14 protein-coding genes are annotated in these 15,072 nt (G+C 72.0%); 9 read left to right on the forward strand and 5 right to left on the reverse strand.

The genetic code is table 11. The features are described from left to right. Positions 1-43: 43 nt before the first annotated feature. The 3 genes from cmk to der all read left to right on the forward strand — a co-directional run bounded on the left by cmk (position 44) and on the right by der (position 2,961). On the forward strand, positions 44-739 hold the full coding sequence (gene cmk, locus K7G59_RS25985; RefSeq protein WP_225838254.1) for a (d)CMP kinase: 696 nt from the start codon (positions 44-46) through the stop codon (positions 737-739). Beyond that, positions 736-1,401: a 1-acyl-sn-glycerol-3-phosphate acyltransferase gene (locus K7G59_RS25990; RefSeq protein ID WP_225838256.1), complete on the forward strand. Its 666-nt coding sequence runs from the start codon at positions 736-738 to the stop codon at positions 1,399-1,401. Before cmk ends, K7G59_RS25990 begins: the two co-directional genes overlap by 4 nt. Before the next feature lie 78 nt (positions 1,402-1,479). Beyond that, positions 1,480-2,961 (forward strand): ribosome biogenesis GTPase Der, encoded by a 1,482-nt coding sequence (gene der, locus K7G59_RS25995; RefSeq protein WP_225838258.1) that lies wholly within the window; start codon positions 1,480-1,482, stop codon positions 2,959-2,961. Positions 2,962-3,017: 56 nt separating this feature from the next. Here der and K7G59_RS26000 read toward each other — a convergent pair whose 3' ends face one another. Both K7G59_RS26000 and K7G59_RS26005 read right to left on the reverse strand, forming a co-directional pair. Beyond that, positions 3,018-3,416: a hypothetical protein gene (locus tag K7G59_RS26000; RefSeq protein ID WP_225838260.1), complete on the reverse strand. Its 399-nt coding sequence runs from the start codon at positions 3,414-3,416 to the stop codon at positions 3,018-3,020. A 74-nt stretch (positions 3,417-3,490) separates the two neighbouring features. Continuing rightward, the gene (locus K7G59_RS26005) at positions 3,491-4,276 is read right to left on the reverse strand and encodes a hypothetical protein (RefSeq protein WP_225838450.1); all 786 of its coding nucleotides are present in this window, start codon (positions 4,274-4,276) and stop codon (positions 3,491-3,493) included. 501 nt (positions 4,277-4,777) lie between these two features. Between K7G59_RS26005 and K7G59_RS26010 the strand changes: the two genes are divergently transcribed. The 3 genes from K7G59_RS26010 to K7G59_RS26020 all read left to right on the forward strand — a co-directional run bounded on the left by K7G59_RS26010 (position 4,778) and on the right by K7G59_RS26020 (position 7,078). Next, a complete protein-coding gene (locus K7G59_RS26010; RefSeq protein WP_225838263.1) occupies positions 4,778-5,494 on the forward strand; it encodes a transglycosylase family protein in 717 nt (238 codons plus the stop codon). A 94-nt stretch (positions 5,495-5,588) separates the two neighbouring features. Then, on the forward strand, positions 5,589-6,590 hold the full coding sequence (locus K7G59_RS26015) for a YafY family protein (RefSeq protein ID WP_225838265.1): 1,002 nt from the start codon (positions 5,589-5,591) through the stop codon (positions 6,588-6,590). A 272-nt stretch (positions 6,591-6,862) separates the two neighbouring features. Beyond that, a complete protein-coding gene (locus K7G59_RS26020) occupies positions 6,863-7,078 on the forward strand; it encodes an I78 family peptidase inhibitor (RefSeq protein WP_225838267.1) in 216 nt (71 codons plus the stop codon). 152 nt (positions 7,079-7,230) lie between these two features. On the opposite strand, the gene K7G59_RS26025 is transcribed toward K7G59_RS26020, so the two are convergent. After that, a complete protein-coding gene (locus tag K7G59_RS26025; RefSeq protein ID WP_225838270.1) occupies positions 7,231-8,256 on the reverse strand; it encodes a phosphatase PAP2 family protein in 1,026 nt (341 codons plus the stop codon). A 236-nt stretch (positions 8,257-8,492) separates the two neighbouring features. After that, a complete protein-coding gene (locus K7G59_RS26030; RefSeq protein WP_225838272.1) occupies positions 8,493-9,770 on the reverse strand; it encodes a mannosyltransferase family protein in 1,278 nt (425 codons plus the stop codon). Between the two features lie 259 nt (positions 9,771-10,029). Between K7G59_RS26030 and K7G59_RS26035 the strand changes: the two genes are divergently transcribed. Together K7G59_RS26035 and K7G59_RS26040 are read left to right on the forward strand one after the other, a co-directional pair. Then, positions 10,030-11,685, forward strand: coding sequence for an MFS transporter (locus K7G59_RS26035; protein WP_225838275.1), 1,656 nt, complete (start codon positions 10,030-10,032; stop codon positions 11,683-11,685). A gap of 67 nt (positions 11,686-11,752) precedes the next feature. Further along, positions 11,753-12,943: an acyl-CoA dehydrogenase family protein gene (locus tag K7G59_RS26040; protein WP_225838277.1), complete on the forward strand. Its 1,191-nt coding sequence runs from the start codon at positions 11,753-11,755 to the stop codon at positions 12,941-12,943. Positions 12,944-12,980: 37 nt separating this feature from the next. On the opposite strand, the gene K7G59_RS26045 is transcribed toward K7G59_RS26040, so the two are convergent. After that, entirely contained in the window at positions 12,981-13,418 is a 438-nt protein-coding gene (locus K7G59_RS26045; RefSeq protein WP_225838280.1) for a cell division protein SepF, read from the reverse strand. 263 nt (positions 13,419-13,681) lie between these two features. On the opposite strand from K7G59_RS26045, the gene K7G59_RS26050 reads away from it, so the two are divergent. Next, the gene (locus K7G59_RS26050; RefSeq protein WP_225838282.1) at positions 13,682-14,809 is read left to right on the forward strand and encodes a DUF5685 family protein; all 1,128 of its coding nucleotides are present in this window, start codon (positions 13,682-13,684) and stop codon (positions 14,807-14,809) included. Positions 14,810-15,072: the final 263 nt, after the last annotated feature.

Raw genomic sequence — 15,072 nt, forward strand, 5'->3', positions numbered from 1 at the left:
CCCCCACCCCATCCACCACCCTTCACCAGGAAGGTGCCCTCCCGTGGAAAACGGCGCCGCCCCGACCGCCAAGCCCGTGATCGTCGCGATCGACGGTCCCTCCGGCACGGGCAAGTCGAGCACGTCGAAGGCCGTGGCCGCGCAGCTCGGCCTGAGCTACCTGGACACCGGCGCCCAGTACCGGGCGATCACCTGGTGGATGGTGAACAACGGCATCGATCTGGAGGACCCGACCGCCGTCGCCGCCGTCGCCGGCAAGCCGGAGATCGTCTCCGGCACCGACCCGGCGAACCCGACCATCGCGGTCGACGGCACCGACGTGTCCGGGCCGATCCGCACCCAGGAGGTCACCTCCAAGGTCAGTGCGGTCAGCGCGGTCCCCGAGGTGCGCACTCTCATCACCGAGCTGCAGCGCTCGCTGGCCGCCGCCGCGGAGAACGGCATCGTGGTCGAGGGCCGCGACATCGGTACGACCGTGCTCCCGGACGCCGACCTGAAGATCTTCCTCACCGCCTCCCCGGAGGCCCGTGCGGCCCGCCGCAGCGGCGAGCTGAAGGGCGTGGACATCCACGCCACCCGCGAGGCGCTGATCAAGCGCGACGCGGCCGACTCCAGCCGCAAGACCTCGCCGCTCGCCAAGGCCGACGACGCGGTCGAGGTGGACACCACCGACCTCACCCTGCCCCAGGTCATCGAGTGCGTCGTCACCCTGGTCCGGGAGAAGCGAGCCGGGAGGTGAACCTCCCGTCGCGTCCGGAGGCAGACCTTCCGTCCGAGCGGGGAGCCGAGACCGGGCGGCGCATCGGTGTCGGCCTGATGTACGGGCTGTGGAAGCCGCGGGTGATCGGCGCCTGGCGGATGCCCGCGACCGGGCCGGTGATCCTCGCGGTGAACCACTCGCACAACATCGACGGCCCGATGGTCATGGGAGTGGCACCGCGGCCGGTGCACTTCCTGATCAAGAAGGAGGCGTTCGTCGGACCGCTGGGTCCCTTCCTGACCGGCATCGGCCAGCTGAAGGTGGACCGCACCGCCGCCGACCGCACGGCGATCACCCAGGCCCTCGGGGTGCTCGGCGCCGGGGGCGTGCTGGGCATCTTCCCGGAGGGGACCCGGGGCGAGGGCGACTTCGCCTCGCTGCGCGCCGGACTCGCCTACTTCGCGGTCCGCGGCCGGGCGCCGATCGTGCCGGTGGCCGTACTGGGAAGCGCCGAGCGGCGGGGACGGCTGGTCGGTGCGCTGCCTCCGCTGCGCTCCCGCGTCGACGTCGTCTTCGGCGAGCCCTTCCTCGCGGGCGACGGCGGGCGGCGCACGCGCGCGGCGCTGGACCAGGCGACCGAACACATCCAGAAGCAGCTCACCGCGCACCTGGAAAACGCCAGGCGTCTGACCGGGCGCTAGGCGACACTTGAGTAGTGGCGCGGCCCAGCGGGGCTCGCGCCACCGATCACCACGAATGAACGACGAGGTACGGACTTCATGAACGACCAGATCCAGCCCGACGGCTCGGCCGAGCACGAGTACGAGCACGGGGCTCTCGGCGACGCCGAGTACGCGGAGTTCATGGAGCTCGCCGCGGAAGAGGGCTTCGACGTCGAGGACGTCGAGGGCGCCATCGAGGCCGCGGGCCACGGTCCGCTGCCCGTGCTCGCCGTCGTCGGCCGCCCCAATGTCGGCAAGTCGACCCTGGTGAACCGGATCATCGGCCGCCGCGAAGCGGTCGTCGAGGACCGGCCGGGCGTCACCCGTGACCGCGTCACCTACGAGGCCGAGTGGGCCGGCCGCCGCTTCAAGGTGGTCGACACCGGAGGCTGGGAGCAGGACGTCCTCGGTATCGACGCCTCCGTGGCCGCCCAGGCCGAGTACGCGATCGAGGCGGCCGACGCGGTCGTCTTCGTGGTCGACGCCAAGGTCGGCGCGACCGACACCGACGAGGCGGTCGTCCGGCTGCTGCGCAAGGCCGGCAAGCCGGTCGTGCTGTGCGCCAACAAGGTCGACGGCCCGAGCGGCGAGGCCGACGCGGCCTACCTGTGGAACCTGGGCCTCGGTGAGCCGCACCCGGTCTCCGCCCTGCACGGCCGCGGCACCGGCGACATGCTCGACGCCGTCCTGGAGGCGCTGCCCGAGGCCCCCGAGCAGACCTTCGGCACCGCCGTCGGCGGCCCGCGCCGCGTGGCCCTCATCGGCCGCCCGAACGTCGGCAAGTCCTCGCTGCTGAACAAGGTCGCCGGCGAGGAGCGCGTCGTCGTCAACGAACTGGCGGGCACCACCCGCGACCCGGTCGACGAGCTGATCGAACTGGGCGGCGTGACGTGGAAGTTCGTCGACACCGCCGGTATCCGCAAGCGCGTCCACCTCCAGCAGGGCGCCGACTACTACGCCTCCCTGCGCACGGCCGCGGCCGTGGAGAAGGCCGAGGTCGCGGTCATCCTGATCGACGCCTCCGAGAACATCTCCGTGCAGGACCAGCGGATCATCACCATGGCCGTCGAGGCGGGCCGCGCGATGGTCATCGCCTACAACAAGTGGGACACCCTCGACGAGGAGCGCCGCTACTACCTGGAGCGGGAGATCGAGACCGAGCTGGCCCAGGTCGCCTGGGCGCCCCGCGTCAACGTCTCGGCCCGCACCGGCCGCCACATGGAGAAGCTGGTTCCGGCCATCGAGACCGCCCTCGCCGGCTGGGAGACCCGCGTCCCCACCGGTCGTCTGAACGCCTTCCTCGGCGAGCTGGTCTCGGCCCACCCGCACCCGGTCCGGGGCGGCAAGCAGCCGCGCATCCTGTTCGGTACCCAGGCCGGCACGAAGCCGCCGCGGTTCGTGCTCTTCGCCTCCGGCTTCATCGAGGCGGGCTACCGGCGCTTCATCGAGCGCCGCCTGCGCGAGGAGTTCGGCTTCGAGGGCACCCCGATCCACATCTCGGTGCGGGTGCGCGAGAAGCGCGGCGCGAAGAAGAAGTAACCGTCGTACGACACGAAGGGCGGCCCCTGCGGACAGGGGCCGCCCTTCGGCGTGCCTTATGCTCCCCGGCGCGGTCTCGGGGGCAGCACGGCCGGCACGTGCTGCGTCCCGTTGCCCTGCTGCCGCCCGAGGGTGCCGATCCGCTGCCACTGCGACTGCTGGCGCGCGCTGTAGGCACCGGCGCTGTAGGCGCTGTACGAGCTGCTGAACGACCCCGGCCGGTGGCCCCCGTAGGAGCTGCTGCGGTCCGGGATGCTCCCGAAGGCCGTGAAGCCCAGCTCCTCCTCACCGCTGCGGTCCCCCGGCAGCGCACGGAAGGCCTTGACCCACTCCGCGTAGAGCGAGTCGTAGATCGGCGTGGCCGATGGCCCACCCCCGATGTCCTGCGCCGCCCGAGCGGACGGAACGGATGAGAAGAGGGCCCGGCGGGGAGAGGGGGTGTCGTATGGGTGCACGTATGTCCAAACGACCGAACCTTCAAAGAGATGCGGTCGGCCGGCCCCTGGCGGCCCCGCCCTTCAACGCGGCGTCACGTACCGGCCAGAGGCAACGCCGCGGCAACCAGCCTCCCGTGCGCCGCGGCCCTGTCCAGCGCATCCCGCAGCAGATCCTCCCGGGGCTGCCGGCCGATGGACGCCACCGGCGCTGCGAACAGCAGCACCTGCTGGTGCTTGTTGGCGGCGGCCCGCCAGCTGTCGGTCACCTGCAGCGGCTGGTGCGCCTGCCACCACGCCACCGGTTGCCCGCCGCCCGGGTTCGGCTGCAGCACGGCGTGCAGCCGGCCGGCGGCGAGCAGCACCGACCAGCCGTGCAGCACCGGCGGCACCGAGGCCAGTTCGGCCAGCGGCATGAAGCCCTGCTCGATGAGCAGCGGAAGGAAGTCGTCGCCGGTTCCGGTGGAGCCCGGACGCACGATGGGCGTGGTCGGCTCGACGACCAGCGCGGGGTGCAACTCGCCCTCGATCAGGACCAGTCCGCTGGTCACACCGAGCACGGCCTGCTCGGGCGCGGAGTCCAGCGGCTCGTTGCCGACCGCGGCCTCACCGCCGATCGACCGTACGGCGCCCCGCAGTTGTTCCTCGGTGACCTGGACGACCTGCGAAGGCAGACAGCCGGCGTGGGCGAAGGCGAGGACCGCGGTCTCCTCGCCCACGAACAGAACGGTGCTGGTGCGCTCCTGTTCGGAGTCGCCCGGGGTACGACAGGACGTGCAGTCGTAACTGCCCGGGGCGCTTACTCCGGCGAGCAGCCGGTCGGCTTCCTCGTCGCCGATCTCGGCGCGTACGGCGTCACTGACGTCGAGCATGCGCGGCACGGTGGCTCCCTCGGGATGCGGTGCTGGGCTCATGAAGAAGACAACGGGCGTCCTGTGGCAGGAGTCACGCCCCGAGCGGAACGGAGTCGAACCACCCAGCGCACAGGGTCACCGACCGGCCGGAATCGGACACTCACCGTCAACTCTCCGTGGAGCCAGGAAGCTTGAAAGGGTGACGTCAGTCACAGGTCGCCTCTGGCGTTGGTCGAAAAATCATGAAATCAGCGAATGAAATGGGTGTCCGAAAATTGCCGATACCCTCGGTAACTCGCAACTGGCCTGGAGCGACGAGCAGTTGGTTGAACCCGGCCGCCCGCTCTCCCTACATTCCTCCGCCGTGTGCAACGAGCACCGCTCGGGTACGTCCGCCCGCCGGCACCAGGCAGAGCACGATCACAGCCGGGGGCCGCGGCGGACGGGGACGGGCGCGAGGAACCGCGGTCCTGCGCGGTGAGGCGCGCTCCGCCCTGGGGGAGCCCGGGTTCGTGGAGAGGGAATTACATGTCCGAGTGTGCCGATACCAGCCGCGACACCGCTCGTCCCGACAGCGCCCGCAAGGGCCGTACGACGGCCGCTCTCGCCGGAGCGGTGCTCCTCGCCCCGCTGGGCCTGCTTGCCGCGACCGGCAACGCCGCCGCCGCGGACAACGGAGTGTGGGACCGAATCGCCCGGTGCGAAAGTGGCGGCAACTGGCACATCAACACCGGCAACGGCTACTACGGCGGGCTCCAGTTCTCCGCCGGCACCTGGCGCGCGTACGGCGGCACCGCGTACGCCCCCCGGGCCGACCTGGCCTCCCGCAGCGCGCAGATCACCGTGGCCACCAAGGTCCAGCACGCCCAGGGCTGGGACGCCTGGCCGGTCTGCGCGGCCCGGGCCGGAGCCGCCGGCAGCGCACCGGCGACCGCGTCCTCCGGGTCGGCCGGGACGAACACCGCCGAACAGAGCGCGGCAACAGGGAGCACCGCGCCGGAGAGCAGCGCCACCACCAAGGCGGCCCCACGACGTCCGGCGAAGACGCCGGACCATCCGGCGGCCCACACCGACCGCGGCACCCCCCACGGCTCCCGCGGCGACTACACCGTCCGCGAGGGCGACACCCTGAGCGCCGTCGCCGCCCGGCACGGCACCAGCTGGCAGCGGATCTACGCAGCCAACCGGACCGTCATCGGCGACGACCCGGACCTGATCGTGCCCGGCCAGCGCCTCGCCCTCTGACCGGGCGGGTCACGGACGCCGATCACCTGACCGGTACAGCCGCTGTCCACGAAGAGGACAGCGGCTGTCCGCATCGACTGGCAGACTCGCCCCCATGTCGGAGACCTCCGCACGCCTGCTGCGTCTGCTCTCGCTGCTGCAGATCCACCGCGACTGGTCCGGTGCCGAACTCGCCGAGCGCCTCGGCGTCAGCGCACGCACGGTGCGCCGGGACGTGGACCGGCTGCGCGAGCTGGGCTACCCGGTCAACGCCGGCCCCGGCACCGGCGGCGGCTACCGCCTGGGCGCGGGCGCCGAGCTCCCGCCGCTGCTGCTGGACGACGACGAGGCCGTCGCCGTCGCGGTCGGCCTGCGCACCGCCGCCGGACAGGGCATCGAAGGCATCGGCGAGACCTCCGTACGCGCCCTCGCGAAGCTGGAGCAGGTGCTGCCGGACCGGCTGCGCCGCCGGGTGAGCGCACTGAACGCCGTCACCGTGCCCATGCTGCGCGACGGTCCGCCCTCGGGTGCCGTCGACCCGGCCCTGCTCACCGAACTCGCCCACCTGTGCCGGGACGGCGAACGGCTGCGCTTCGAGTACCGCAGCCACGAGGGCGCCACCGGCCGCCGCACGGTCGAACCGCACCGGCTGGTGTGCACCGAGCGGCGCTGGTACCTGGTCGCCTGGGACGTGGACCGCGCGGACTGGCGGACGTTCCGCGTCGACCGCATCACCCCCAAGCCGCCGCACGGGCCGCGCTTCCCCCCTCGCGAGCCGCCCGCCGAGGACCTGGCCGCCTATGTCTCGCGGGGCGTGTCCACGCGCGCGTACGCCACGCACTCCGTGGTCCGGCTGCTGGTCCCGCTGCACGAGGCTGCCGAGCGGATCTCGCCGTCCGCCGGGACGCTGGAGGCCGACGGGGCGGACGCGTGCATCCTGCGCAGCGGCGCCGCGAGCCTGGAGCTGATGGTCGTTCACGTCATGATGCTGGGTCTGCCGTTCCAGGTGCTGGAGCCCGCCGAGCTGACCGAGGCCGTCCGCACGGTGCGGGACCGGCTCGACGCCGCTCTGACCCGGTCCACGGCTTTAATTCCCAGGCAGTGTCAGCTCCCGTGACGGCGCCCGGGATTCCGGCGGTAATGGAGTCCGGGGCCCGTGCGGACCCCCTCTCGGCGCTTTCCGGCGGGGCAATGGGAGAGGGCGCATCGGTCCGCTTGAATTTCGCTTGATTACGCCCGTAAGCGGTAGGGAAACCCTCGTTCGGGTGACGTAGTTCGAGTGAAACGGGTGCCGGGACTCTGTGACAGAAGTGTGACCGGCTTCTGATGCGGTTCTTACCCTGGGGAGCCCGGCTTCCGTCGTCGCCGGATACCGCCTAGCGTGGCCGTATGGCACCGATTCCCACTCCTTCGGCGGAGCCCCAGGACAGTCCGGACGGGTACGTCGGCCTCGACGCCGCCCATGCCGAACGGCTCGCCCGGGAACGGGGGTGGTCGACGGTGCGGTCCCTTCCGCCCGGCGCGGTCATCACCATGGAGTACCGGGTGGGCCGGCTGAACTTCGAGGTGCGTGACGGCCGGGTGGCCCGCGCCTGGAAGGGCTGAAGCTCCGCACGTACGACCGTCCGCACCGCACGCCGGCCCTCGTCGCGGTGGGCGTACGGACGACGAGGGCCCCGTCTCCCTCTCCGGGAGCGGGGCCTTCGCCGTGGCGCGGGGGCTGGTGGTGCGTACCGGGCCCCGCGCCGTCCAGGCCGTCAGCCGCCTGTCAGGGGGCGGGCCGGCTGGCTTGTGCCGCGCGGGAGGCGATCGGCGTGCGGCGGGCGCCTGCTGCCCACCGGGGTGACCGGGGTGCGTTCCGAGCGGGCCGTGTGCGGACCGGCGGCGAGATGGATCGTGCCGCGGGAGGTGCGGGTCAGGGAGACCGGCTCCCGCTCCGGGGCGGGGGACTCGGCCGCCGTGGTGCGTGACGTGAGCAGCACCGGCGTGAGCGGCACGGCGGGTGCGGGGACCGGCCGGCCGCGACGGGCGCGCCAGCGGTCACGGACGTCGAGGATCCAGGTCTCCGTCCGTGCGATCAGCGGCTCGAACCAGGGCAGGGCGAGCAGGATCAGCAGGCCCGCGGCCCAGCCCAGCAGCACGTCGCTCAGCCAGTGCGTACCGAGGTAGACGGTGGTGAGGCCGACGCCGAGCGCGGTGACCGCCGACAGCGCGGACAGCCAGCGGCGCGCTCTCGGGGTGGAGGCCAGATAGGCCAGGATTCCCCAGGTCACCACCGCGTTGGCGGTGTGGCCGCTGGGAAATATATCGCCGCCCAGGCCCATCTCGTTCGAGCCGATCACGGTGGCGTAGTGCGGGCCGAGCCGGCCCATGCCGAGCTTGGCGGCGCCGACCGTGGCGTTGAGCAGCAGCAGCGAGGCGGCCAGGGTCAGCAGCGGGCGCAGGGTGTGCTGCCGCCAGGAGCGCCAGCCCAGCCAGGCCGCGACCATCACGGCGGTGGGGCCGCGCTGGCCGAGCACCACGTAGTAGTCGAGGAAGGCGTGGATCTGCGGCCACTGCTGGTACGGCCGGAAGAACATGACCTGCCAGTCGAGGCGGACCAGCCAGGAGGTGGTGATCACGGCCCACACGATCGCCAGGTAGAAAGCCAGGGTCGCGGAGAACAGCACGACCCTGTGCCGGCTCATCCGCGGCACATCGATGTGGGCCGGTCGTTCCGGCTCACGGTCCAGCCTGGCGAACACCCGGTCCAGACGCCGGGTGAGGTTCCGTTCGGTACGCACTCAATCGACGTTACAGCGAGTGAGGTGTGTGACCGGTCGAAACAGGGGGGTTGTGATGACGATGTGATGTGGGAAACGTCTCAGGACTCGTGGAATTCCGATGATTCCGCAATCCCTCCCCGTGGTGCCCTTCAATTCTTTTGATCATGACGCGTGTCGCTTATATGGCGCTTATGAATTCGTTCACCGAATCCTGGGGTGGAATTCTCCGGTCGCTCACCGTGCGCGATGGTTGATCACGGCGGCCCGGAGCCGTTCAGCCAGAACGCCCCGTAGACCGCCGACGCCACCGCCACCCCCGCCGTGACCAGCGCCGACCGGGACGTACGCGCCCGGGCCAGGGTGTGGGCGAGCGGCAGCAGCAGCGGGAAGGCGGGCAGCAGGAGGCGGGGCTTGGAGCCGAAGTAGCTCGACGCGCACAGCGCGAGGGCCAGGACGACACCCGTGTAGACCAGCAGCGGGACGGGCTGGCGCCGACGTACCCCGGTCACGTAGAGCCAGATCAGCAGGGCGACCCCGAGGACCAGTCCGGCGCCGGCCGGTGCGGACGGAACCGACGTGAACTTTTCGCCGACGAAGCGCGCGAAGGCGTAACCGCCGTCGAAGCCGTTGCGCCACCCGGCCTGCACGTCCAGATATCCGAGCGGCCCCTTGCCGGTGCGGTGCCCGACCCACAGGACATATCCGGCGGCGCCGAGAGGTGCGATCACCATGCCGAGGGCCCGGCGCCATGAGGGGGCGTCGGGTGTGGACGAGGGGGCGCGTGTCGCAGCCCGCGCGCCGTTCTCTCTTGATATGCGCCCGGTCGGGGAGTCGTACGGCGGCGCGGGGGCGCGTTCGTCGGCCTGCGCGCCGTGCGATTCGCTCGCGCTTCGGGTGCCCACGAACGAGAGCACGCCCGCCACCCACACCGCCGCGACCACCGCAGCCCCCACCGGCCGGGTCAGCCCCGCCAGCGCCGCGAGCAGCCCGGCGCTCACCCACCGGCCGGTCAGCAGCGCGTACAGCGACCAGGCGGCCAGCGCCGTGAACAGCGACTCGCTGTACGCCATCGACTGCACGATCCCGACCGGCAGCACCGCCCACAGCAGCACCGCGCACAGGCCGACGCGGGGGCCGTGCACCCACTCCGCCACCGCGAAGATCCCCCCGGCCGCGGCCAGCGAGGAGAGCAGGGAGACAGCGAAGCCGGCGTCGGCGTACGACAGCGGCGTGACCGCGTGCAGCAGCCGCTCGAGCCAGGGCAGCAGCGGGAAGAACGCCAGGTTGGAGTGGACGTCTCCGTTCGGCAGCCGCACCTCGTAGCCGTAGCCCAGCTCAGCGACCCGCGTGTACCACAGCGCGTCCCAGCGCGCGGTCAGCAAGGTGTACGCGCTCTTGCCGCGCGCGGCGCTCCACACCGCCAACACGATCAGGCCCAGGGCGCGCACCGCCGCGTATCCCACAAGCGCAGGAGCCACCCGGCGCGGCAGGGTCGCGCGGGGCGGGGACACGCGTGTCGCAAGATCGGTCACGGGGACGATTATCGACGGGACGGGGAGGTGGGCCGTGCGCCGGGGCCTGGTCAAGGGGTGCGGCAGTGGCGTACGCCACACGGGTTGGGTCGCGCGTGTGAGAGGTCCGCCACGTGTCCGGCGGGCGAACTCGCGTACGCTGACGAGTCACCCGCGTGGGTTTGCGCGGGCCGGAGACACCGCTCCTCTTCCGGCCGCACGACGGCAGTCCCCACCCGTCGGCCCGCACTGCGCGAGGGAACATCTGGGAGGTACGTACATGTCCGGCACGACCACGGCTGCCGTGCGGCAGCGCCGTCGGGCGGCCGGGGCCGGTGCCAACCGCTGGGTGGTGCTCGTCGTCCTCTGCGTCAGCCTGCTGCTCGTCGCCCTGGACGCGACCGTGCTGCACGTGGCGGTCCCCGCTGTCACCGAGGACCTGCGGCCCGGCGCCATAGAACTGCTCTGGATCGTCGACGTCTACCCGCTGGTCTGCGCCTCGCTGCTCATCCTCTTCGGCACCCTGGGCGACCGGGTCGGCCGCAGACGCATCCTGCTGCTCGGCTACACCCTGTTCGGTGTCGCCTCCGCGGTGGCCGCCCTGGCGCAGACCGCCGAGACGCTCATCCTGGCCCGCGCACTCCTCGGCGTCGGCGGCGCGATGATCATGCCCGCGACCCTGTCGATCCTCCGCCAGGTCTTCCCCGACCGGCGCGAGCGCGCGCTGGCCATCGGCATCTGGAGCGCGGTGGCCGCCGTCGGCGCGGCGGTCGGGCCGCTGCTCGGCGGATTCCTGCTGGAGCACTTCTGGTGGGGCGCGGTCTTCCTGGTCAACGTCCCGCTGATGCTGGTGAGCCTGCCGATCGGCCGGATGCTGCTGCCCGAGTCGCGCGGCGACCGCGACGGCCCCTGGGACGTGGTCGGCGCGCTGATGGCGGCGGTCGGCCTGTTCGGTGCGGTCTTCGGCGTGAAGCGGCTCGGCGGCGGGGAACCGGTCGCGAGCCCGTTGACCGTCCTGCCCCTGCTCGCGGGCGGGGCGCTCCTGCTGCTCTTCGTACGGCGGCAGAAGCGGCGGACGTACCCGCTGGTCGACCTGCGGATGTTCCGGCGGCCCGCGTTCAGCACCTCGGTGGGCTGCATCGTGCTGGCGATGCTCGCGCTGGTGGGCCTGGAGCTGATCGCGGCCCAGTACCTCCAGCTGGTGCTCGGACTCACGCCGCTGGAGACGGGACTCAGACTGCTGCCGCTGACCATCGCGGCGATGGCGGCGGGGCTGGCCGGCGCGCGGATGCTGCGCCGGTTCGGGCCGCGCCGGATGGTGTGCTTCGGCTTCTGCCTCACCGCGGCCGCGGTCCTCGTGCTGACGGCGATGGGCGCGAGCGACGACGCCGGCCTGCTGCTCTTCGGCTTCGTGCTGCTCGGCTTCGGCCTGGAGACGACCCTCTTCGGCGCCTACGAGTCGATGCTGAGCGAGGCCCCGGCCGAGCAGGCCGGCGGGGCGGCGGCGATCGGTGAGACCTCCTACCAGCTGGGCGCCGGCATCGGCATCGCGCTGCTCGGCAGCGTGATGAACGCGGCCTACGCACCCGGTCTGGCGTCGGTGCCCGGCGTCCCGGCGTCGGCCTCGGCCTCGGCGGGGCACTCGCTGGGCGAGGCGTACGACGTCGCCGGCCGGCTCGGCGGTCCGGCCGGGGCCGCGCTGCGGCGGGCGGCCCGCGACTCCTTCGTACACGGACTGCATGTGACCCTGCTGGTCAGCGCGGGTCTGCTCCTGCTCGGCGCGGCGATGGCCCTGCGGCTGCCGCGGATCATGCACTGCCCGGAGCAGCAGGCCAGGACCGAGCGGCCCGCCGGCGTCGAAGTTCCCGCGCCCCGGGAGGCCGCGCAGCCGAGGGTGCCCGTGGCGGCTCTGGACGTGCGGGACGTGGCATCGTAACGTCGGCCGGGAATTGTAACTAGCGTCGCTAGTTTTCACTCTGTCCCCGTGTGCCGGAGGGTTGTCCATGTCCGCGTCCGCGAAGTTGCCCCCGTTCGATGCCGCCGACCCGCTCGGGATCGACGACCTGCTGGAGCCGGAGGACCTGGCCGTCCGGGACACCGTCCGCTCCTGGGCCGCCGACCGCGTGCTGCCGCACATCTCCGACTGGTACGAGACGGGCGAGCTGCCGCAGATCCGGGAACTCGCGCGCGAACTCGGCGGCATCGGCGCGCTCGGCATGTCGCTGACCGGATACGGCTGCGCCGGGGCCACCGCGGTCCAGTACGGCCTCGCCTGTCTGGAGCTGGAGGCCGCCGACTCGGGCATCCGGTCCCTGGTCTCCGTGCAGGGCTCTCTCGCGATGTACGCCATCCACCGCTTCGGCAGCGAGGAGCAGAAGCAGCAGTGGCTGCCGCGCATGGCCGCCGGCGAGGTGATCGGCTGCTTCGGTCTCACCGAGCCCGACATCGGTTCCGACCCGGCCTCCATGCGCACCCACGCCAAGCGCGACGGCGACGACTGGGTCCTCAACGGCCGCAAGATGTGGATCACCAACGGGTCCGTGGCCGGGGTCGCCGTCGTGTGGGCACAGACGGAGGAAGGGATCCGCGGGTTCGTCGTACCGACCGACACCCCCGGGTTCTCGGCCCCCGAGATCAAGCACAAGTGGTCCCTGCGGGCCTCCGTCACCAGCGAACTCGTCCTCGACGACGTACGGCTGCCCGCCAGCGCCGTCCTGCCCGACGGCACCGGCCTGCGCGGCCCGCTCAGCTGCCTGTCGCACGCCCGCTACGGCATCGTCTGGGGTGCGATGGGCGCCGCGCGCAGCAGCTTCGAGTCGGCCGTGGAGTACGCGAAGACGCGGGAGCAGTTCGGGCGGCCCATCGGCGGCTTCCAGCTCACCCAGGCCAAACTCGCCGACATGGCGGTCGAACTGCACAAGGGGATTCTGCTCGCCCACCATCTGGGGCGGCGGATGGACGCCGGCCGCCTGCGCCCCGAGCAGGTCAGCTTCGGCAAGCTCAACAACGTCCGCGAGGCGATCGAGATCTGCCGCACGGCGCGGACGATCCTCGGTGCCAACGGGATCTCCCTGGAATATCCCGTGATGCGGCACGCGACCAACCTGGAATCGGTGCTCACCTACGAGGGCACCGTCGAGATGCACCAGCTCGTGCTGGGCAAGGCGCTCACCGGGCTCGACGCCTTCCGCTGACCCTCAGCAGCGGGCAGGGCCGGTGAGCGGCCCTGCCTCAGCTCTGGTTGAAGAAACCGTCCTCGCGGTGGGCCGCCGGCTCACCGCTGACGATCTCCGTGTTCGCGGGCGTCAGCAGGAACACCCGGGTCGCGACCCGCTCGATCGTGCCCCGCAGCCCGAAGGTGAGTCCGGCGGCGAAGTCCACCACGCGCTTGGCGTCGGTCGGCTCCATCGCCGTCAGGTTCATGATGACCGGGACGCCCTCGCGGAACAGCTCACCGATGGCGCGGGCGTCCCGGAAGCTGTCCGGGGTGACCGTGCCGATCCGGCGGCCCTTCTCCACGGCGACGTCCGTCGCCACCCTCACCCGGGGGTCGGTGGCCCAGGCATCGCCGGGCTCGGTCCCCTCGTTGTAGTCGTCGTCGTAGTAGCGCTCGTCATCGTTGTCGTCGACGAGGCCGAGCCACGCACTGGCCTTGCGTACCGATCCCATGGACGCCTCCTCTCACAGCGGTCTTCTTGCGTTCCTCTTCCCTATGGTCGTCCATGATGCTGACAGCGCGCCAAGTGGATGGGCGCCGCGCGGGGGGTTTGTGACGGTACTGGTGCACAGCCGATCCGTCGAGAGTCCTTGTGCCCCAAGGGTTCTGACACATACGGCTGCTGACTGTGAGTGAAATATGATTGTTGTTGGCGGACGGGTGAGGCGCGGGGCGTCCGGGTGAACGTCTCATCGGGCCACGGGGGGAGATCATCGTGTTCGGAATCGTCAGGCCCTGCAGCCATCGGCTGGGGGAGCGCTTCAAAGCCGAGTGGATGGCGCACTTGTGCGGGCTGTGCCTCGCGCTGCGCCGGGACCACGGACAGTTCGCGCGGATCGTGACGAACTATGACGGGCTTCTCATATCGGTTCTGACGGAGGCTCAGGCAGGACGGGCGAGCGGATCCCGCCGCACCGCCGGGCCGTGCGCGCTGCGGGGCATGCGCACGGCGTCCGTCGCCCAGGGCGAGGGAGCGCGGCTCGCCGCCGCCGTCTCGCTGGTGCTCGCCTCGGCCAAGGTCCGCGACCATGTCGTGGACCGCGACGGACTGCTGGCCCGGGCGCCCGTCGCGGCTGCCGCCCGCCGGGTCGCCGCGAACTGGGGGCGGGCCGGGGCGCGCACGGGGTCGGCGGTCGGCTTCGACACCGGCCTGCTGCTCGACGCCGTGGGCCGGCAGACCGGCATCGAGGCCCTCGCGGGCCATGGCACCCCGATCCTGACGGTGACCGAACCGACCGAGACGGCGACCGCCGCGGCGTTCGCGCACACCGCGGTGCTGGCGGGGCGGCCCGCCAACGGCGAGCCCCTCGCCGAGGCCGGGCGCCTCTTCGGGCGGCTCGCGCACCTCCTGGACGCCGTCGAGGACCGGCACGCCGACGCCGAGTCGGGCGCCTGGAACCCTCTGACCGCCACCGGCACCTCCCTCGCCGAGGCCCGCCGGCTTGCCGACGACGCCCTGCACGGCATCCAGCTCGCGCTGCGGGAAGCCGAGTTCGCGGACGGCCGGCTGGTCCATCTGCTGCTCGTTCACGAGTTGCGCCGCTCGGTGGACCGGGCGTTCGGCACCGTCCCGGCCTGCGCTGCGCACCAGCCGGGACCGTATGTCCCCGGGCCCCCGCCCGCACCCCACAAGCCCCTGGAGCCCCGCGGTCTCCTGCCCGGCTGCGGGATGTTCCTGCTGCTGTGCTGCACGTGCCAGATGTGCTGCGCCACGGAGTACGAAGGGCCCTGGTCGCGCAAGAAACGGGAAGGCTGCTGCCACAGCTGCGACTGCGACCGCCCGTGCAGCGGGTGTGACGGTTGCGGTGGTTGCGACTGCTGCTGTCCTTGCGACGGTTGCTGACCCACTGCCGTCACGGCACGCAGAAGCCCCGCCAGGTATCACCTGACGGGGCTCTCCTGCGCACCACATGCCATGGCTGCGCCCGGACCTCAAGTCCGCGTGGAGCAGGCCGTCCGCGAAGACCGAACTGCTCAGTCCCTGTGAACCCTGCCTCCTCGGCCGGCAGTTCCCGCATCCCCGCGGCAGCGCCGGCGGCAGGGCAGCCGCTGTTGGGAACGAACGCCGGAGTCCTGCCCGCCGGCACACAGTATGTACGCAGGCGC

It is taken from the genome of Streptomyces sp. NK08204 (genome assembly GCF_020400585.1).
Taxonomy (GTDB): domain Bacteria; phylum Actinomycetota; class Actinomycetes; order Streptomycetales; family Streptomycetaceae; genus Streptomyces.